Here is a 20,625-nt window from a genome sequence, read left to right on the forward strand (position 1 = left end):
CGACTATAACTTGAGGAGTAGCAACATGCAGATCAACGGTATTACCCCGCAAGCCCTGACGGCTTATGGAATCCACGATGTCCGCGATATTGTCTACAATCCCAGCTATGAACTGCTTTTTGAAGAAGAACGCTCCCCTACCCTACAAGGCTATGAACGCGGCATCGAAACCCAACTGGGTGCAGTAGCCGTCGATACCGGCATCTTTACCGGCCGTTCCCCGAAAGACAAATACATCGTGCGCGACGACGTTACGCGCGACACCGTGTGGTGGTCCGATCAGGGTAAAGGTAAGAACGATAACCACCCGTTGAGCCAGGAAACCTGGACGCACCTGAAACAGCTCGTCACTACGCAGTTGTCCGGCAAGCGGTTGTTCATCATCGATGCTTTCTGCGGTGCCAACCCTGACAGCCGCCTCAGCGTACGTTTCGTGACGGAAGTGGCCTGGCAGGCGCATTTCGTCAAAAACATGTTTATCCGCCCGAGCGATGAAGAGCTGGAAGGCTTTGAGCCGGATTTCATCGTGATGAACGGCGCAAAATGCACCAACCCGAACTGGCAGGAGCAGGGGCTGAACTCCGAGAACTTTGTCGCGTTCAACCTGACAGAGCGTATCCAGCTGATTGGCGGCACCTGGTACGGCGGCGAAATGAAGAAAGGGATGTTCTCCATCATGAACTACCTGCTGCCGCTGAAAGGCATCGCCTCGATGCACTGCTCAGCAAACGTCGGTGAAAAAGGCGATGTTGCCGTCTTCTTCGGCCTGTCCGGTACGGGTAAAACGACGCTGTCCACCGATCCGAAACGCCAGTTGATTGGCGATGACGAGCACGGCTGGGACGACGATGGCGTCTTCAACTTTGAAGGCGGCTGCTATGCCAAAACCATCAAGCTGTCTAAGGAAGCCGAACCGGATATCTTTGGCGCCATCAAACGCGATGCGCTGCTGGAGAACGTCACCGTGCTGGCTGACGGCAACGTGGACTTTAACGACGGTTCCAAAACTGAGAACACCCGCGTTTCTTACCCGATCTACCACATTCAGAATATCGTTAAACCGGTCTCTAAAGCGGGTCATGCGACCAAAGTGATCTTCCTGACAGCGGACGCGTTCGGCGTGTTGCCACCGGTTTCCCGCCTGACGTCCGATCAGACGCAGTATCACTTCCTGTCCGGCTTTACCGCCAAACTCGCAGGAACCGAGCGCGGCGTGACGGAACCCACACCGACCTTCTCTGCCTGCTTCGGCGCGGCATTCCTGATGCTGCACCCAACGCAGTATGCTGAAGTGCTGGTGAAGCGCATGAAGGCGGCTGGCGCACAGGCCTATCTGGTGAACACCGGCTGGAACGGCAGCGGCAAACGTATCTCTATTAAGGATACGCGCGGGATTATTGACGCCATTCTGAACGGCAGTATTGATGATGCAGAAATGCAGACGCTGCCTGTCTTCGATTTGGCTATCCCAACCTCGCTGCCCGGCGTCAATCCTGACATTCTCGACCCGCGCGATACCTACGCGAGCGTCGAACAGTGGCAGGAAAAAGCGGACGATCTGGCACAGCGCTTTATCACCAACTTCGATAAATACACCGATGCACCAGCCGGTGCGGCGCTGGTGAAAGCCGGACCAAAACGGTAAACGGCTTGCAGAAAAGCCTATAACGAAAAAGGCGCGGATTCCGCGCCTTCAGATCGTTGACAACCTATTTGCCGAATGAAAACGGGAGTAACGGAATAGAAGAGTAAAGCGTTTGCGCCAGGGATGGCGCAAGCCGAGCGTACATGGACGTATTCACAGCGTCTTTACGATCTATCCGTTACTACCGCTCGACGGTTTTTGTCGTAATCGAAGAAAGGCGCGGACTCCGCGCCTTTCTTTTATTCATATCTGAATAGCTTGCCAGTACTGCCCAACATACTTATGACTCTTTCGCAGCCCCCGTATCCGCTACTGCGACGTCCGAGAGCAGCGGCAGATACGCACGGACGCAGAGCCCACCGCGTTCGCTGCTGCCGACATCCAGCACGCCATTATGCGCATCGATAATACGCTGCACAATCGCCAGCCCCAGACCTGTACCGCTGGTGGTTCGCGCGCTGTCGCCGCGAACGAACGGTTGGAACAGGTGCTTCAACTGATCGGGCGCGATGCCTTCTCCGTCATCTTCTACCTGAAACCAGACGCGCTGTAGCTCTCGTCCGGTACTGACTTTTATCCAGCCGTTCCCGTAACGCGCGGCATTCACGACCAGATTCAACGCCGCACGTTTGATCGAAAGCGAACTGATACGCACCAGCAGCTCGCCGGCAGCAAACTCGCTGTCGATCTGGCGTTCATAACCGCTTTCCGAGGCCACCACTTCGCCCATAATGGCGTTCAGGTCAGCCACTTCCGTCTGCATTTCCTGACCGGTGCGCAGGTAGTCGAGGAACTGTTCAATAATCGCATTACACTCTTCAATGTCCTTATTGATCGACTCCGCCAGATAGTCATCTTCCTTGCCCATCATTTCCGTCGCCAGACGAATTCGCGTCAGCGGCGTACGCAGATCGTGGCTGACGCCTGCCATTAACAGCGTGCGATCATCGGCCAGCAGCTTCACACCGGAGGCCATCTGGTTAAAGGCTCGCGTCACGGAACGCACTTCGGAGGCACCATATTCACGCAGCGGCGGCGGAATAATGCCCTTCCCGACCTGCAACGCCGCATGCTCCAGCTCAACCAAAGGTCGGTTCTGCACCCGAATAAATAGCCATGCGCCGCCAATCACCAGCAGCATGATCGCCAGCGTATAGCGGAAGAGCGGTGAGAAATCGCCCTGATGAATTTCAGTGAGGGGAACGCGCACCCAGATATCCGGTGACAGCCAGGTTTTCAGCCACACCACCGGCGTATTCTTGCTGACCTCAACCCGCACATCCGTCGGGCCACCCAGCTGTTGCGCCATCTGGTCACTCAAAAACTTGTAGTGCTGTGCCCAACGCAGGCCGCTTTCTTCCGCCGCCGCATTGGTGTACAGCGATATACCCAATTCGCGGTAAATCTCACGCCGGAACGCTGGCGGCACCTCAAGCGTGGTGCCATCTTCCAGTTGCAGACTGTCCGTCATCAGCATTCTTACTTCGTATGCCAGCACCTTATTAAACTGCTGCAAACTCGGCAGAATAGCGAAGTTGAGCACCACCAGATAGGTGGTGACCAAACTGACAAACAATAACGTGACAATCAGTAGCAACGTCCGTGCAAATGAGCTGCGCGGAGAAAAGCGCCATTGCATCATGCCTTACTGCCGTCCGGAACAAACACGTAGCCAAGCCCCCACACGGTTTGGATATAGCGCGGGTGCGCCGGATCCTCTTCCACCATGCGGCGCAGGCGGGAAATTTGTACGTCGATGGAACGCTCCATCGCGCTGTATTCGCGACCACGTGCCAGATTCATCAGCTTATCGCGAGACAGCGGCTCACGCGGGTGGCTCACCAGCGCCTTAAGCACCGCAAACTCGCCGCTGGTTAACGGCATTGGTTCATCATCGCGGAACATTTCGCGCGTGCCCAGATTCAGCTTGAATTTGCCAAACGCGATAATGGCTTCTTCCTGCGACGGCGCGCCTGGCAGTTCATTCGCCTGACGACGCAGCACCGCACGGATGCGAGCCAGCAGTTCACGCGGGTTGAAAGGTTTAGGAATATAGTCGTCCGCACCAATTTCCAGTCCGACGATACGATCCACTTCTTCCCCTTTCGCCGTCACCATGATGATCGGCATTGGGTTGCTCTGGCTACGCAAGCGACGGCAGATGGACAGCCCATCCTCGCCCGGCAGCATCAGATCCAGCACCATGAGGTGAAAGGATTCACGGGTCAGTAAACGGTCCATCTGTTCAGCATTGGCTACGCTACGTACCTGAAAACCCTGCTCGGTCAGATAACGCTCTAACAGCGCCCGCAAACGCATGTCGTCATCTACAACCAGAATTTTATAGTTCTCTTGCATTCTCTTTCTCCAAAGGCGTAATAGCGCCGACGCTGCTATTGTTCAGAAACATACGAATTACTGACAGTCGTTTCTGGTATACATTCTAGGCAAAATTGTTACAAAGCATATTAAAATTCGTGTAATCAATCATTTCCTTTGCCGTCAGTCATAAAATAATCGGCGAGTTACGAAGTTTGCAGCGAGCGAAGACCGCAGTTTACGAAGACTATCGCCCACGATGATTATAGTAACGTCGTCGCTAATAAAAAGACGGGCTGGCGGCAAAAACAGGAAAAGGCAAGGCGGGAAGGTGCTATCGCCCTAAGACTGGGCGATAGCGTGAAGCGGTTAACGCATAAGTTCATCCAGCACCACGCTCACTGACGGCAGCGCGGGCTGAAAAAGGTGACGCGTCGTTTTGTAAGGAAACAGACTCTTTTCTGTCACAATCGTCTGCATAATCAAATTCTTGCAAAAAGGCTGCCCGGTCTTCCAATGGTAAACAGACACGCGGGGATCTTCGTAATCGAGCAGCGCACAGGGAATATGCTTTAATCCCAATTCGGTGGCCGCACGCAGTCGATGATTGCCATCCATAATAATTCCGGTTTGTTTCTCTATCGGTACAGGCGTCGTCCAACATCCGCAGCGGCAAATATCCTCCATCAGACATTCCACGTTCGACATATCGACATTTTCAGAGGGAAGCAGGAACTGCACGGGCGTAAGAGCAATCTGGTAGGTCATACCTTCAAACATTATCCACCTCCTGACGTAATGATCGCGCGGCAGCCCCGACATAACACCGGGGCCGCTTTTCATTTACGGCGCAAGACTGACGAAATAGCCCGGCTGGTAGTCAACCGGTAAAAATTGCTGATGAAGCTGGCGGAAGGTGTCATCCGCATTGAGATCGCGGAACAGGTCAGGGTGAAACCACTCAGCCAGTTGCTGAATCGCGATGAAATCATAGGGGCCGTTGTAAAACTGATGCCAGATGGCGTGGAACGCCCGTTTCTGTTTTGCGATGGTGTTGGTATAGGCAGGTCGCCCCAGAAACCATTCGAGACGCTTGCGTCCTTCCGTCATATCCTGCCCCGGCCCCAGACCAATCCAGCGTCCACCGGGCACAAAGGCCTCAAAGTTGCCGCTGGTGATCACCACAATTTCCGGGTTTTCCACAATCACCTGTTCAGGGTGCATCTGCATGAACGTGTTCGGCGCACTTTTCGCCGCGACGTTATCGCCACCGGCCAGTTGCACAAACTTACCGAAATTATCCCGGCCGAAGGTCAGGCAGCATTCATCGGTGTAGCCGCCCAATCGCTCAATAAAAATGCGTGGTGAGTGCGGTTTTTTCGCCGCCAGCACGTCGGAAACGCGTTTTAACTGCGCCTCGCGAAAGGCGAGAAACGCTTCGGCACGCGCTTCCTGATTAAACAGCTTGCCGAACAGGCGCATGGTCGGCGCGGTGTTTTCCAACGGGTGATAGCGAAAATCGACATACACAATCGGAATGCCGACGCTGTCCAATATCCGATCGTAGCCCGCATCGACAATCGCCCGCTGCGCCTCAATGTTCATAATGATAACGTCCGGCTTCAGCGACACCGCCTGTTCCACGTCAAACGTGCCCTTTTCCGTGCCGTCAAACGTCGGGATTTTCGTCAGTTGAGGAAAACGATCGCGATACTGGTGCCACGTTGCTGGATCGGACTGAATCAGATCGCGCCGCCAGGCGACAATCCTTTTCGCCGGATCTTCCCTGTCGAGCATCGCGACCAGATAAAGCTGACGCCCCTCTCCCAGCATAACGCGCTGCACCGGCGTGTTGACTCTCACTTCGCGCCCCAACACGTCCTTGATGACGGTTGAGGTTTGCGCAGTTTGTTCGGCCTGACCAGCCAGCGGCGACAGGCCGACCATCAACAGCGCACTCAGCAATAACCAACGGCAATGTTGCCGCGTCCAACGATTACACATTTTCGATATTTCCCTTCGTCGAGAGAGAGTCATGTTTTTCCGCCTGTCTCCGCAGGCGTCGTAGCAGCATCAGAGAGACCAGAAAGGTCACCAGATAAGCGGCACCAACGCAGAAGAACAGCGAACGTAGTCCGGGGGAGTAGAGCACCAATCCGCCCAAAGAAATGCCCAGAATTGAGGCAAACTGGCTGACGCTTTGCGCCACACCGAGTATGTAACCCTGCTGCCCAGCCCCAGCCGCACGGGAAATCAACGCCATCAGAACAGGCGTCGTCGCCCCCAGCAGCACGCCCCACAGGAAATAAAGCGGGATGAAAATCGCAATATTCAGGATCGTAGCCGCCGTCAACGTCACGATGGCGCAGGCCAGCATCACCCCACACAGACGGCTCAGCGTCTGCGACAGCGAAAGGTTTTCAAAATAGCGCGCCCACAGCGACGCAGAAACAATCACGCCCGTCGCCTGCAAGCCATAACACAGCCCGATAATCCACTTATCCACCTGAAAGAAGCCATCCATATAGAGGGAAAACGGCGTTTGCGGGATCATGCGGCTGGTCAGCAACAGGCCGGAAATCAGCAGCAAACCGGGAATCGGCGACAGCGCCCAAAGCCGTGTGCGGGGAATGTCTTTCGCCTGCGCGTCCGCAGGCGGAGCAGCAGGAGCCTCGGGGGCAACATGCGGCAGAAATAGCGCCACGGTAATGCCGCACAGCGCGCACAGGATCGCCGCACTCAGGTTGATCCAGAAGAAGTTCAGGTAATCGAGAATCAACCCGCCGACAATCGCGCCCAGCAGCGATCCCACGTTAGTGGAGACCTGAAGCCAGGCGAACAGCCGCGTGCGCTGTAACGGGCTAACCACCGCAACACCGTAAGCCTGCGCAGGTGCGATATAGCCCGCACAGGCTCCCTGAATAAAACGTAGCGCGACTATCGTCCAGATATCATTTGCCCATGCCAGCCCGAGCTGGGTTAACGCCAGCCCGAACAGCGCACGGATCATCATGGCTTTGTTGCCCAGCCGGTCGCCCATCCGTCCCCAGAAGGCGCTGGTCAGCATAATGCCCAGCATCGGCCCGACGTAGACGGCAATCCCCGCGATACTCAGTTCCGCACCGGATGACATACTTTCCAGATGCAGCGGCCAAAACGGCCCGCTCATCTCCATCGCCCCCATCGCCACCAGCTGTACGACAAACATAAAGTGGATGATGAACGCGACCTGCCCACTCAAGCGCATGCGCCAGCTCCTTCTGCTTTCACGACATCACCCGCCTCATTTCAGCCACTGTGACGGAAAATAGTCGGGACGCTCCTGCGTGGACGCGCCCATGTAATCGCTGCACCACCGGTAGACTTCCTCAATGTATGGCACGCTAACCGCCAGATTCTCCGCAATCGTCACCAGCAGGCTTAGGCCGTAGGCGATATCCTCCTGAAACACCCGATGCTGCGTATCAAACACGTACCCGCCAGCATCATACTTTCGCAGCGGCAAACCGATGCCGTGGTAAGCCTGATTGGTGCGCAGCACGGAGAGCATCGTGTGGGCATCGGCAATCTGATCGCCATAAGCATCGATAATTTCCTGCTTGAGCGGCAGCACAGAATCCAGCCGCACGCCAAGCCGCGTTTCCAACGCCGCACACAGCCGCTGGTTCTCTTCGTCCATGCGCTCCAGATAATAGGCACCAAGCTCCGGGCAATCATTCCACCAGCAAAGCGGCTGCGATAACGGTCTGGCATGCCATTGACCGTAGGGGCCAATCAGGCCATAAATCACCGCACTGTGCATAATCGGGTTACCCGGCGTCAGCGTGATCTCCAGATAATCCGGCAATAGCACCACTGGCGCGGAATAGAGCCGTTGCAGCAGCACCATCAGCGCCTGCTGGCTCTCAGCCGTTTCGCGCCGATGCGTGGCAACATACAGCGTGGCCTTTTCGCCGCCCATTTTGATCGACTGACCCAGCAGCAAATCAAACGCGATGTGCGCGACGTCCTTCATTCCCCAAATCACCGCATTTGGACGAGCAGCCAGCTCACGTTCGGCCAGCCAGTCAAAACCGCAAAAACCGGGGATCGCGCCAACGTAAACCGGCTTGTCGGCGGGCAGATGGGGGGCGATCCGCGCCAGAAGATCGGCGCGGAAATTGGCAGGAACGGTAATAATCACGACATCCGCATCGCGGCAGGCTTCCGCCGGGTCGCAGGTCACACAGTCCGGCGTGGCAATCAGCGTCTCGCCATCCGGCAGCAGCGCGTGTAGCCGTTTACCGTGCTGCTGATAGGCTTCCGGCAAACGAGGATGGCTACCCAGTAACGTCACTTTGACGTCCGGCAGTTGTTTAAACAGCACTGTGGCGAGATGGCCGGTCTTGCCGGCCCCGCAAATCACCACGTTAAGCGGTTGCCCGCTCAGCGTTTCGGTCATCCTTGACTCCTTAGCTTGCCTGCTCCAGAGAAATCGCGTTGCCGAGCCAGCGATCCAGATCGTGCCACACACCGCTATCTATCAGATTACGCGCCGCCAGCCACTCTTCGTTAAACACCGTGTGCAGGTATTTTTCCCCGCCGTCGGCAATCGCCAGTACCACGTTGCCGCCGATACGATCCTGATAGATCAGTTCCAGCGCTTTATAGATCACCCCGCCCGTCGAACCGCCGACCAGCAAGCCGTAATGCCGTGCGATATAGCGTGCCGTTTCAAACGCCTGCGTATCCGACACCTGCTCACCACAGTCGATGCAGCTGTAATCCAGCACCAGCCCCACGGTATCCCCCGCAGGCGTACCGGTGCCGGACTGATAATAAGGTTTGCCGGGGTGCCCAAAGACGATAGAGCCCACCGGTTCAACCGCAATGGTCGTGATATCCGGGTTATGGACTTTCAGACCGTGTGAAATGCCGGTCATCGATCCGCCGGTGCCCACGCAGCCAACAAACGCGTCGATCTTGCCAATCTGGCTGAACAGCTCGCGGACAAAATCGGCATAGCCGCCCGCATTCGCCGCGTTATCTGACTGGTTCATAAACACTGCGCCGGGTATTTCCTGCGCCAGCTGTGCTGCCATGCGCTGGCGTTCCACCACCGCCACTTCATCTTCGCCGTAGTCACCGGAAACATAGCGAATTTCCGCCCCGAGCGCGCGCATGATGGCAATTTTGTCCTGTGCCGCATGATGATCGACCACGGCGATAAAGCGCAGACCGTATTCAATCGACGCCAGCGCCAGCCCGATGCCGGTATTCCCCGATGACGACTCGACAATAGTACCGCCGGGACGAATTTTGCCTGACTTCAATCCAGCGACAATCATGTTTCGCGCCATGCGATCCTTCATGCTGCCGCCGGGATTGTTCTTCTCCACTTTTAAAAACAAACGCGCATCCCTGTAAGGGACAGGAATTTGTATAACGGGCGTATTACCAATCAAATCAGTTACTTTATTCAGGATCATGGTTCTGCTCCATTCAGTTATCACTGGAAAAAATCAGCTCACCTTTCTTACCTTTGAACGCACACAGGCGCGCAGGCAGCGGATGCCGATGAAACGCGTTTTCCAGCAGGTCCATCTGGTATCCCGCCGTATTCGCGTAAATCAGTAAATCGCCAGGCTGCGGCACGGTTCGAAAATGAATCAATCGGTTCGTAATGACATCGTCGTCCAGACAGCTGTGTCCGGCGATCCAGGCTTTACCCGGCGTCGGACGCGTGTCTTTTTTGACGGAAAAAACATGCAGAGGATCAATCAAAAACTCAGAGTTAAACCAGGTTTCACACGCGCTGAAGCTGCTGCCTTCGACAAACACGACGTGGTTGCCATCTGGCTGGCGGCGCGTGCGCGTAACGCGAAACACGGTAATCGCACTTTGATCGGCCAGACTGCGTCCCGGCTCAATCGCCAGAATCAGGCCGTATTGCTTTAGTACGTCCGCGACACGGTTCTGCCCGATTGACGCAGACAGGAAGACGTCAAGATAGTCGGCAGCCGAGCGCTCACCTCCGTACGGATAAAACGAGGTCGGCACCTGACCGTGGCGATAGTCCGCTCCATTCTGCTTCGCGACATAATCCTGATAGCGTGAAGCCGAAAGATATTGAATCGGCAAGCCACCGCCGATATCAATAATAGCGGGCTGCAATCCCTTTGACCGCGCACGATCCAGTAATGGCAACACCTCAGCCAGTGCGGCTACGCGAGTCTCGGGCTCATAGCCGCCCAGATGGAAATGGAAACCTTCCAGATGAAACGCATCCTGTCGGGTACTCAACGCCTCCAGACAGAGCGCGACCTCATCGGCCAGCATGCCAAACCGGCTGTTTTGTGCGAACGACGGACGATAGCGCAGCAGAACCCGCACCGGCTCCGACACGCGCAGTAAATCCGCCAGCGCGAGCACCTCATCGAACTCTTCCGGCGAATCCAGCACGATAAGCGCGCGGTGATGAACCAGTTCCGTCAGGAACTCGCGCGTTTTGGCCGGTCCTGTGGCGCACAACCGCGCGCCGTCACTGCCTGCGCGCAGCGCATCTTTCAGTTCCTGTAAACTGGAAACATCCACCCCAACGCCCGCGTTAACTGCCGCCTGTACCAGCCCCGGTGATTTATTCACCTTCGCGCCGTAGTACAGGCGGCAGTCCACATCGTAACGCTGCAACACCGTTCGCAATGCCGCAATATTGTTGGCCACGGTGTGCGGCCAAACAATATTCAGCGGCGACCCATACTGCTCAACCAACCATGACAGCCTTTGCGGCGAGTTGAAAAGAAACTGCTCAATCTCACTATCCAAATAAGGTGTCAGTCTCTCAGGCCAGTGGGCCTGAGCAACAGGGAGGGAAGACACTGCGGCAAAGCTAAACAGGTTGCTCATCGCTATTTCCTTAACGTTCGGTTCCTGAAAAACGCCTATCCTTAGAAATCAACCGCGACGGACAGCATCAGCGTCCGCGGCGTTCCTTGCGATACCGTGCTGAACGACGTCACGCCAGACCAGTAGTTGCGGTCAAAGGCGTTAAGCACATCGGCACGGAACGTGGTAGGCGTGTTAGAGATTTTCGTCTTGTAACGTGCGCCAAAATCAACGGTGGTCCAGGAAGGAATAGATTGGGTATTGATGGTATTGACGTTCTGCTTCCCGTTATGGGTGACGTTGGCGTTGAGCGTCAGATCGCGCAGGAACGGCAGGTCATATTCCACCCCGGCGTTAGCCTGAAAACGCGACGTACCCGGCGCGCGTTTGCCCTGTGCTCCCGGCGTCACGCTTTTGGTCAGCTCGGCATCCAGCAGCATCACGCCACCGGTCAGACGCAGATCTTCCAGCGGTGAACCGACCACATCCAGCTCGATACCCCGATTGCGTTGTTCGTTGGCTTCAACAAACGTACCATCAACCAGTGCACCGCTCGGCTTGGTGATCTGGAAAACGCTCAGCGTGGAGATCGTCCCCAGCGCGTCCACTTTCACCCCGGCTTCGTACTGCTTGCTCTTATACGGCGACAGCACCTGGCCTGCATTGCTCGCATTCGCAGGTGCAATATCCCCTTTGCTCAGCCCCTCGATGTAGTTGGCGTAGAGTGAGACGTGCTGCCAGGGTTTAACCACGACACCTACCATCGGCGTTATCGCATTTTTGTCGTAGGACGATGATGGCGCACTACTGCCGGGAACAAAGTTATCCGACTTGATCTGCTGATAACGCAATCCGCCCGTCACTTGCAGCGTATCGTTCCAGAAGCCGAGCGTATCCGCCAATGCGATACCCGATAGCGCGGTGGAAGAGCGTTTATACACACTTGGTGGCGCATCGACATTCTGCGCAGGTGAAGAAACCGGATTGTAAATATTCGAGCTAATGGCTGTTCCGTTGCCGATACCGGTCGCCTGACGATCGCGATAGTAGCTGGTCTGGGCAGACAGCTTGTGCGTCACCGAGCCCGTTTCCACATCCGCGCGAACACCGGTCGCCAGCGTGTAGCGGCTGGTAGTAAAGCGATAATTGCCCACAGCGGAACTCACATCGCCATTATTATTCGTGACCTGCGGCACCTGCTCAGACAAACGGCTTACGTGTGCGCTGGAACCGCCCAAATCGGTAAACCAGGTGACGTTATCCGCCAAATCGTATTCGGTATGCAGCAGCACCGACTGATCTTTGGAGTGCCAGAATCCCCACGGCTGGGAAATATTGGTGTTGCCATCCGGCGCATCGGGCACGGTCACCCCCGCCGCAAACAAATAGGGACGAGACGGCGCACGGGTTTTCAGGTGCTGGGTAATGAGATCCAGCGTGGCGCGAAAGCGTTCTGAAGAGAAATCCAGCCCGAGTGCGCCGACCTGGGTACGCTTGTCGCTGCCATCCCATACCGTGTCGCCGTAGCCGTAATTGCCGTTAAAACGCACGCCGAGCAGATTATTATTGTCCAGCGCATAGACGCGAGAGATATCCGCATGCTGCGTGAGTTGGGAATCAGACTGCCAACTGGTGGTAAGACGGGTCAGATTGCCTGCGGTAGTCGGACGTTTGGTGACGGCATTAATCACGCCACCCACGCTGCTGTTAGGCGACAGCCCATATAACAGCGCCGATGGCCCTTTTAGCACTTCCACGCGCTCGATGTAGTCGGTCATCAGTTGATAGTTAGGCGCGACACCATAGACACCGTTCATGGCGATGTCACTCAGGTTTCCTTCGTTGAGTGGAAAACCTCGGATGTAGTAGGAATCCAGCAGACCGCCCTGAGAACTACTGACCCGCACCGAGGCGTCATGCGCAACCACCTGCCCCAGCGTCTGAGCCTGTTTATTTTCAATAAACGATGAGGTCATGTTGCTGACGTTAAACGGCGTATCCATAACGTCCTTTTTGCCCAGCAGCCCGGTATTGGACGACCGCGCCGACATGCCGCCCGCGACCAGCCCCTGCACGGCTTCCGCATCTTTGGCTTCCACCACGATAGTGGAATCATCGCGCTCGCCCGTTGCAGCCTGCGCGGGTATCGCGATGCCGCCTAGCACAGCCGTTACAGCGACGGCCAACGCGGAGGGAATAGGAAAACGGGTCTTCCCAGTAGGTGGAGTGAAGTTCTTCCTGGCGTTCATCAACAAAGTTATCCATCTCAAAATGAGGAGTAAAAAAGATGCTCCCGTTTTTCGGCCTGTCAGGCAGGAGCATCGCCATACATCACGGCTCGACGCGAGTTTCCTCCCCTTCCGTAACGAAGGGATTGCTCAGGCCGTGCTGAATTCGGTAGTCGCGATATTCCTGGATATGCATTCGCAGCAGCGAACGCGTATACCAGGGCTGGGTCAGAAACATGTCGCGTTCGGTCTGCCACAGCTCGCCATCAACGCGCGGCTTCACCGCATCAAACGCCGCGGCGGTTTCTTCTTTCATCACCTGCCACAGCCGGGCATCGGCAAAGCCGTATTCCGCACTCAGCGCCAGCGCCAGTTCGTGTAGGTGACTGACAAAACAGGCATCGACGACAAACATCCGCACCGGTTCGATGTCGTCTTCAAATACCGTTGGCAGAATGCCGGGCCAGACGTAGGGTTGCAGATGATGACCACGCTGGCGCAGCAGCGGCGCGTAGGTGCGTCCGTCGCCGAAATCGCGGATTAACAGCCCCTGCGCGACACCTTCGGGAGAAAAGAGGATCTGGCTGTTCTGCTGATGCGCTTCCAACCCGATGCCGTACAGCAGATAGATAGCGATGACTGGCCGGGTAATCGCGCGAACGTATTGACGGAACCACGCTTCAACGCCAAGCCCAGACAGCGTCACGAGCTCGGTAAACAGCGGCTGGTCGCGGTGAGGCAGCGCTGTAAACAGCGTGGCGACGGTCACGGGCAGCGCGCCGTCGGTTCGTTCATAAACGCGGGCATCGCGGAAGACGACAGAAAGATGCTTACCCGGTGCATCATCCTGATGAATCGCGTGCTTGTAGTGGAACGCGGCCTCTTCGCGGAAAAATTCCAGCCGCTGCTCAAACCCGCCTTCCTGTGCCAGAATCGCGTCGATAATGGTGCTGATACGCGGCCCCATCTGGATGGATTTCGCCTGCAAGCTACGCATTTCGCTGGTCATCCAGATAGCGACAGGCAGTTTGATGAAGGGAGAAGCGGGCGGTTCAACAGGTAAGACGGTACGGAATGACATCCCCGGCAGCGTAATGAGATCCGGGCCGTCGGTGAGTAAAATCCCTTCGGCGATCTCATCCGCGTAGTGGGATTTCACCCAGTTTTCCAGATGCCAGCTATGGATGGGCAGCGGGAGCCACTGCGTTTCATCCAGCCCTTGCTGATTCAGGCGCTGCTTCCAATCCTGCCAGAGTGCAGGAAATGCCTGAGCAAACCACGAATGAAAATCATCGACGTGCGGCATGCATTCCACATACGCCATATCGCGGCGCAGTGCGGTAATACGCAACGGCACGCGGGCATTGAATTCGGGTGACAGTTGCTGGACATCCTCATCACTCAGGCCAGGGCGGGATTTCCAGGTTGGGTAGTAGGGGTGGCCTTCCAGCGATCCCCACTGATCGAGGAACATGGCGGCATCGCGAGTACTTAACTGCCGGCGCAACCATTGCGTGAAATATTCCTGCCCGTCCCGCTGCATGGCATCAGCCACCTCAGCACGCCATTGGCACCGATAGCGCCGGGCATTGGTATCATTACGAATACTGTTACCAACATCTTTTTTCAGGCCGCTGATACCGCTCTCTTCAGGGCGAAAATCAAAATTATCCCGAAGTAAATCAATTAATCGATCGTGGTTGGTGACGGGAAAAGACGTGCCATCTGAATTAATGTGATAAATATTTCCATTATTAATATAAGTGTTTGCCGGTGATGGGGAAATATCATCAAATTTCAATATACCTTTGCCACCTTGCAAATTTAGTGTTGCTCCTTTGGAATTACCCGCAATAAATGTCAGGTCATCCCTATTCAAAATTCCCTCTGCAAAAAAACAGCGAATCAATCGCCTTAACGCATTTTTATTTGAATAATCAGAAAGAAAATCATCTACATCCTGATGTATATCCCTGTGTTTAACATCGTCAGCCTTGATATTCATAACCACTCCTCATACCGATAAAACAAGTAAAAACCAATTGCAGTAACGTATAAAAGAATGTCATTAAGTCTCGGGTTAACACGTCCCGAGATTTAATAAAAATGTCGTGATAGATAGATTGAAAAATAATGAACGGAAAGCTAGCATACTAACCACGCCAATGTAAATAGGTATCATTCTTACTCGCAATCAATCAATTGCATTTTAATAAAGTTTCATTTAATCAATGAATTAACAGAAGGAGAGCAGCAATGGAACACGCTAAAACCTATCTCTTCGTGCCTGGTAATGCGCCTTATCGCTTTCAACAAGCCGTCCGCTGCGGTGCCGATGCCGTGATATTTGATTTAGAAGATGCTGTTCATCCTGATGAAAAAAACCAAGCCAGAGAGAATATTATCCAGTGGGATAAAAACGATACTCCCGTCTCTGAAATAAATTGTAAAAAATATATACGTTTAAATAAATTTGGATCGAGGGAATTTAGTGAAGATATTGAGTTTCTAAATAAACTCAATAATAAGGATAAATTAAGAAATAACTCGCCATCCAAACATACAGCAACGACATGGGAAATTGTTTTACCTAAAATAGAATCCGCAGACATGCTGCACGAAGCGCGAAAAATGATAAATCGTAATAGATTGAAAGAGGTTAATATTATTGCGATTATTGAAACCGCGCGGGGGTTACATAATGCGGAAGAGATTTGTGCAGCAGGGGTAGAAAGGGTGGCATTTGGCTCATTAGATTTCTCGCTCGATATGCATTGCGATCAATCCCTGCATGCCTTGCTGTATGCCAGAAGCCGCATTGTATTAGCGTCCAGACTGGCCGGCTTGCCGCCGCCAATAGATTGCGTCAACCCAGATTTCACGCATCATGACCGAGTGCTCGCTGACGCATTACATGCGCGCTCGCTCGGTTTCTCTGCCAAGCTCTGTATCCACCCTTCGCAGATCGATGCGATTCAGCAGGCATTCGCGACCGATCGCAGCAAAATAGACTGGGCAAAACAGGTTCTGAAAGCCGCCGAGCACAGCTACGCCTTCCAGATAAACGGCGAGATGGTGGACTTACCGGTCATTGAGCAGGCCAGACAACTGCTGCGGGCGCAAAACTCAGATGGCTAAACCTGTTTTCAGGCGAAGTCGCGCTTTTTATGTCAGCAACAAGCCCGCCCGGCATGAGCCGGGCGATGCTCACTTAACGTAATCAATCGAATTAACGAACCACTCACGCGGGCCGTCAGGTGTGTTCACGATGAACTCCTCATCAACCGCTTTTTTCAGCATGGCGCGTGCCATAGGGGAATCAATCGAAATATAGTCTTTATTGTCGCCGTAGATCTCGTCCGGGCCGACAATCCGAAAACGCTTCACCTCACCCTGCTCATTTTCGATCTCTACCCAGGCACCAAAAAATACGCTGCCATCCTGCTGTGGCGAATAATCAACGATTTTCAATTCCGTCAGGCATTTTCTAAGGTAGCGCACACGCCTGTCGATCTGGCGTAATAAACGCTTGTTGTAGGTGTAGTCCGCATTTTCTGAGCGATCTCCCAGGCTGGCTGCCCAGGAGACAATTTTGGTAATTTCCGGGCGTTTTACATTCCAGAGATGGTCATGCTCTGCCCGCAGTTTGTCATACCCCTCGCGGGTAATCAGATTGGTTTTCAAGTCAGTAACCCCGTTAGGCGCTGAGTGCGCACCACGTTCTTCGCTATTCCCACACGCAAAAAATCGCGCGTTCATTACACAGACTTACAGTTTTGGCTAATAATCTATCGACAGACATAAATATGTCATTTCTATCCCGTACTTTTAGCCACGGAGAGCTACGGAGAACGATTTATGTTTAGCTTAGACGCCATTTTGCAAGATCTTGCCCCGCATCGCCATACGCCCCCCTGGCAGAAAACGGTTTTGCGTTCTCTGCTCTTTGAAAATGAAATGCAGCAATTTGCACGGCGTTACCCACATTTGAAAGGATTGGATCTGGTCGAACAGATTCTTGACTACTTCAACTTCAATTGTGAAATGGTCGAAGGGGATTTAGAAAATATCCCCAGTCAAGGGCCGGTGGTGTTGGTTGCCAACCACCCCATTGGCTCACTGGACGGCCTGGCGCTACTCCGCACCGTCGCCAGCGTCCGGCCCGATGTCCGTATCGTCGCCAGCCAGCTACTCTCTTATGTCGCCCCGCTCAAAAATCTGTTTTTTTCCGTCGATAACTTCAATAACCGCACTAAACGCCAGCAGGTCAACGCCATCCAACAGCATTTGGAAGGCGATGGCGCAATCATCGTCTTCCCTGCGGGCGAGGTTTCACGCGCCAGCCTGCAAGGTATTCGCGACGGTCACTGGCACAACGGATTTATCCGCATGGCGAGCAAAGCCCGCGCGCCCGTGGTTCCGATTCATATCGGCGGACGCAACAGCACGCTGTTCTATCTCTCCTCCATGATTTATCGACCGCTGTCCACCCTCTTGCTGATGAGAGAAATGTTTGGTCAGCGCGACCAAACCCTCAAACTACGCATTGGTGCCAGAATTCCCTATGCGTCCTGGAGTCAGGGCGAATGGAACGCTAACGATCTGGCAGCCCGTTTCCGCCGTCACGTTTATCGATTGGGACAAGGAAAGCCGGGCTGTTTTACCGGTGAAAAGCCCATTGCGCTGGCCGAAGACCGCGTGCTGCTAAAGCGTGCGCTGTCAGAGTGCGAAACGCTGGGCACCACGCCGGATGGCAAAGTCGTCTATCTGTACCGACGCGGTGAAGAAGATTACGTGCCGCTGTTGCGCGAACTCGGACGCCTGCGCGAAATCGCTTTCCGCGCGGTGGGCGAAGGATCCGGTCAACGCCGCGATCTGGACAGCTATGACGATGACTATCTGCACCTGATCCTGTGGGATGACCGTGAACTGGAGATTGTCGGTGCTTATCGCTTTGTCTCAACGGCAAGCCTGATCGCAGAGAAAGGGAAAAGTGGCCTCTACAGCCACAGTCTGTTCCAGTACGGCGATGAAATGGATCCGATACTGGCGTCAGGTATTGAGCTGGGGCGCAGTTTTATTCAGCCCAAATACTGGGGTAAACGCGGATTGGATTATCTCTGGTTGGGCATTGGTGCCTATCTGGCGCGTTACCCGGAACACCGCTATCTGTTCGGTCCGGTGTCGCTTTCTGGCACGTTACCGCCACATGCGCGCGATTTACTGGTTGCGTTTTATCGCCTGCACTTCACGCCCGATCAGCCGCTGGCAACATCGCGCCGTCCTTATCCGGCCTCGCTGCCTGACGTGCTGAAACAGTTTGAGGGAACAGACTACCAGCAGGATCTCACGCGGTTGAAAAGTATGCTCAGTAACATGGGTTGCGCGATCCCCACGCTCTACAAGCAGTATTCGGAGCTGTGTGAGCCGGGAGGCGTGCGGTTTATCGACTTTGGCATCGATCCCGATTTCAACAACTGCATCGACGGTCTGGTGCTTGTCGACCTGCAACAGCTGAAAGCATCACGCTATCAGCGCTACATCGCCCCTTTTACCAGCGACCGCGTTTCTTGATTGACGGCGCATTAGCCTCTAAAGGGGCTAACGCGCCACGCTTCTATTCATCAACACCATAGCCCCACGTATTTTGTCTCTCAGATCACACATTTCATACGAAATCCCACTTGCCGTAATTTACGTGATCAACTGAACGCTTTTCCTGCCGATATTACAGATATCCTTATCGATATGTTTTTTAATGCGGGAGTTATCGATGTGTCCCGAAAATGTAAAACATCGCTATAATACCTTGTCATTACTTGCATCGATTACGATAGCAAGCCCCCTCCGTTATGCCTTCATAGCATGTCAAAAAATTAAGGATGTTTATGAATATGCTGAACAGAATCAAACTCGGCAAGATGCTGGGTATGGGATTTTCTCTGGTTATCATCATCAGCCTGATGGTGGCATTCTTCGGACGACTTCAACTGGTTGGGCTGGGTAACGATATCAACCGACTCTCCGGCACCACGTTAGCGAACATGTTATTGATTCAGGAAGTTAAAGCCGGTTTCGACGCCAATGCCCGTCTGATTCGCAATATTGCCATCAGCACCGACCCTGAGCAAATCAGGCAGGAAAAGCAGTTTGTCGATGAGCAAATCGCCCGCAATACCGCCAACCTGAAAAAGCTGGGGCAACAGTTGGATACCGAAGGCACCAGCGCGCTGCTGAAACAGTTTCAGGATACTCGTCCGCCCTACCTTGCCGCCTTTCTAAAGGCCATAGCGCTGGTGCAATCCACCGATCCAGAGCAGCGCCTGCAAGGTAACGCCATTATTCTCAATGAGATGCAGCCCGCGCAAAACGCGTTATTCAAAGTACTGGACGCGATGATGGCCTCACAGCAGCAGGATACCAACGAGATTGTCAGCCACGCACAGCGGAGTGCGCAGTCCGGCAGCGTCATCATGCTGATTCTCGCGCTTGCCGCCGCCGTCATGGCCGCTGTCGTGGCCTGGCTGATTACCCGCACGTTGAAAAACCAACTGGGTGGTGAACCGCTCTACGCCACACACGTTGCCCGGCAGGTGGCCGATGGCGATCTGGCCGTCGATATTGTCCTAAAGCCGAATGATCACAACAGCCTGTTAGCCACGATGCGTCACATGAGTAATAACCTGGGTGATATCGTCGAGCAGGTGCGACAGAGTAGCGAAGCCATCGCTTCCGGCTCTAGCCAAATCGCCGCTGGCAGTGAAAACCTGAGCCAGCGTACGGAAGAGCAAGCCGCCAGCTTGCAACAAACCGCCGCCTCAATGGAGCAGATGAGCCAGGCGATTCGTCAGAATGCGCATACCGTGCGTAGCGTCACTCAGCTTGCCAGTCAGGCCAGCGAGACGGCGACGAAGGGCGGTGATGCCATCAGCAACATGGTCATTACGATGAAAGAGATCTCCGCCAGCTCACACAAAATCCGCGACATCATCAGCGTCATTGACGGCATTGCTTTCCAGACTAATATTCTGGCGCTGAATGCAGCGGTCGAAGCCGCACGCGCAGGTGAGCAAGGCCGCGGCTTCGCCGTGGTGGCTGGAGAGGTACGTTCGCTGGCGCAGCGTTCCGCCTCCGCCGCTAAAGAAATCGCGGTACTGATCAACACCAGCGTCGAAAAAGTCGAGGCGGGGAATCGTCTGGTTGAAGACACCGGCAGCACCATTGATGAGTTGGTGCGTCAGGCGCGCAGCGTGGCAGAGTTAATCAGCGAGATCGGGACGACCACGCAGGAGCAGGAATCCGGTATTTCGCAAATTCATGATGCCGTGAATCAGCTTGATCAGGTCACCCATCAGAACGCAACGCTAGTGGAAGAGTCCGCCAATGCGGCAACCAGCCTGCGCGAACAGTCCTCTCATCTGGTTACGCTCATGAACCATTTCCACCTGCGCGGCACGCCAGCAGCCCATCCAGCGCCGATGGCGAAAAAAACCCAGCCGACTCGCTTAGCGCTCGCGCCAGTCAGCAACGCACAGGATAACTGGGAAAAATTCTAGCGCTTATCCTGTG

At 54.5% G+C, this 20,625-nt stretch carries 15 protein-coding genes; 4 read left to right on the forward strand and 11 right to left on the reverse strand.

Features of this window, described 5'->3' with window-relative positions; all coding sequences use genetic code 11:
- Positions 1-25 precede the first annotated feature (25 nt).
- On the forward strand, positions 26-1,645 hold the full coding sequence (gene pckA / locus KKH3_RS18070; RefSeq protein ID WP_039362877.1) for a phosphoenolpyruvate carboxykinase (ATP): 1,620 nt from the start codon (positions 26-28) through the stop codon (positions 1,643-1,645).
- Between the two features lie 280 nt (positions 1,646-1,925).
- On the opposite strand, the gene envZ is transcribed toward pckA, so the two are convergent.
- The 10 genes from envZ to KKH3_RS18120 all read right to left on the reverse strand — a co-directional run bounded on the left by envZ (position 1,926) and on the right by KKH3_RS18120 (position 15,061).
- The gene (gene envZ / locus KKH3_RS18075; protein WP_039362880.1) at positions 1,926-3,287 is read right to left on the reverse strand and encodes a two-component system sensor histidine kinase EnvZ; all 1,362 of its coding nucleotides are present in this window, start codon (positions 3,285-3,287) and stop codon (positions 1,926-1,928) included.
- On the reverse strand, positions 3,284-4,003 hold the full coding sequence (gene ompR, locus KKH3_RS18080) for an osmolarity response regulator transcription factor OmpR (RefSeq protein WP_005969424.1): 720 nt from the start codon (positions 4,001-4,003) through the stop codon (positions 3,284-3,286). Before ompR ends, envZ begins: the two co-directional genes overlap by 4 nt.
- Positions 4,004-4,333: 330 nt before the next feature.
- On the reverse strand, positions 4,334-4,744 hold the full coding sequence (locus KKH3_RS18085; RefSeq protein WP_039362882.1) for a ParB N-terminal domain-containing protein: 411 nt from the start codon (positions 4,742-4,744) through the stop codon (positions 4,334-4,336).
- A gap of 63 nt (positions 4,745-4,807) precedes the next feature.
- A complete protein-coding gene (locus KKH3_RS18090; protein WP_039362885.1) occupies positions 4,808-5,968 on the reverse strand; it encodes an ABC transporter substrate-binding protein in 1,161 nt (386 codons plus the stop codon).
- Positions 5,961-7,211: an MFS transporter gene (locus KKH3_RS18095; protein ID WP_039362888.1), complete on the reverse strand. Its 1,251-nt coding sequence runs from the start codon at positions 7,209-7,211 to the stop codon at positions 5,961-5,963. The genes KKH3_RS18090 and KKH3_RS18095 overlap by 8 nt, the downstream gene beginning before the upstream one ends.
- Positions 7,212-7,247: 36 nt before the next feature.
- The gene (locus KKH3_RS18100) at positions 7,248-8,405 is read right to left on the reverse strand and encodes an NAD/NADP-dependent octopine/nopaline dehydrogenase family protein (protein ID WP_039362891.1); all 1,158 of its coding nucleotides are present in this window, start codon (positions 8,403-8,405) and stop codon (positions 7,248-7,250) included.
- Positions 8,406-8,415: 10 nt separating this feature from the next.
- Positions 8,416-9,432, reverse strand: a complete 1,017-nt coding sequence (locus KKH3_RS18105; protein ID WP_039362893.1) for a PLP-dependent cysteine synthase family protein — start codon at positions 9,430-9,432, stop codon at positions 8,416-8,418.
- Positions 9,433-9,445: 13 nt separating this feature from the next.
- Positions 9,446-10,849, reverse strand: a complete 1,404-nt coding sequence (locus KKH3_RS18110) for a Y4yA family PLP-dependent enzyme (protein WP_039362896.1) — start codon at positions 10,847-10,849, stop codon at positions 9,446-9,448.
- A 41-nt stretch (positions 10,850-10,890) separates the two neighbouring features.
- Positions 10,891-13,077 carry a TonB-dependent receptor gene (locus tag KKH3_RS18115; RefSeq protein ID WP_039362899.1) on the reverse strand — a complete coding sequence of 729 codons (2,187 nt, stop codon included), beginning with the start codon at positions 13,075-13,077 and terminating at the stop codon, positions 10,891-10,893.
- Positions 13,078-13,159: 82 nt separating this feature from the next.
- Positions 13,160-15,061 (reverse strand): IucA/IucC family protein, encoded by a 1,902-nt coding sequence (locus KKH3_RS18120; protein ID WP_052201389.1) that lies wholly within the window; start codon positions 15,059-15,061, stop codon positions 13,160-13,162.
- Between the two features lie 251 nt (positions 15,062-15,312).
- Here KKH3_RS18120 and KKH3_RS18125 point away from each other — a divergent pair, with 251 nt between their 5' ends.
- Entirely contained in the window at positions 15,313-16,194 is an 882-nt protein-coding gene (locus KKH3_RS18125) for an HpcH/HpaI aldolase/citrate lyase family protein (protein WP_039362902.1), read from the forward strand.
- A 69-nt stretch (positions 16,195-16,263) separates the two neighbouring features.
- On the opposite strand, the gene greB is transcribed toward KKH3_RS18125, so the two are convergent.
- Positions 16,264-16,740: a transcription elongation factor GreB gene (greB, locus tag KKH3_RS18130; RefSeq protein WP_039364319.1), complete on the reverse strand. Its 477-nt coding sequence runs from the start codon at positions 16,738-16,740 to the stop codon at positions 16,264-16,266.
- Positions 16,741-16,914: 174 nt separating this feature from the next.
- Between greB and olsF the strand changes: the two genes are divergently transcribed.
- Both olsF and KKH3_RS18140 read left to right on the forward strand, forming a co-directional pair.
- Positions 16,915-18,630, forward strand: a complete 1,716-nt coding sequence (gene olsF, locus KKH3_RS18135; protein ID WP_039362903.1) for a bifunctional ornithine lipid synthase OlsF — start codon at positions 16,915-16,917, stop codon at positions 18,628-18,630.
- A gap of 314 nt (positions 18,631-18,944) precedes the next feature.
- Positions 18,945-20,612 carry a methyl-accepting chemotaxis protein gene (locus KKH3_RS18140; protein WP_039362905.1) on the forward strand — a complete coding sequence of 556 codons (1,668 nt, stop codon included), beginning with the start codon at positions 18,945-18,947 and terminating at the stop codon, positions 20,610-20,612.
- The last annotated feature ends 13 nt before the right edge of the window (positions 20,613-20,625 follow it).

Origin of the sequence: Pectobacterium actinidiae (genome assembly GCF_000803315.1) — a bacterium.
In the GTDB taxonomy this organism is placed as follows: Bacteria; Pseudomonadota; Gammaproteobacteria; order Enterobacterales; family Enterobacteriaceae; genus Pectobacterium; species Pectobacterium actinidiae.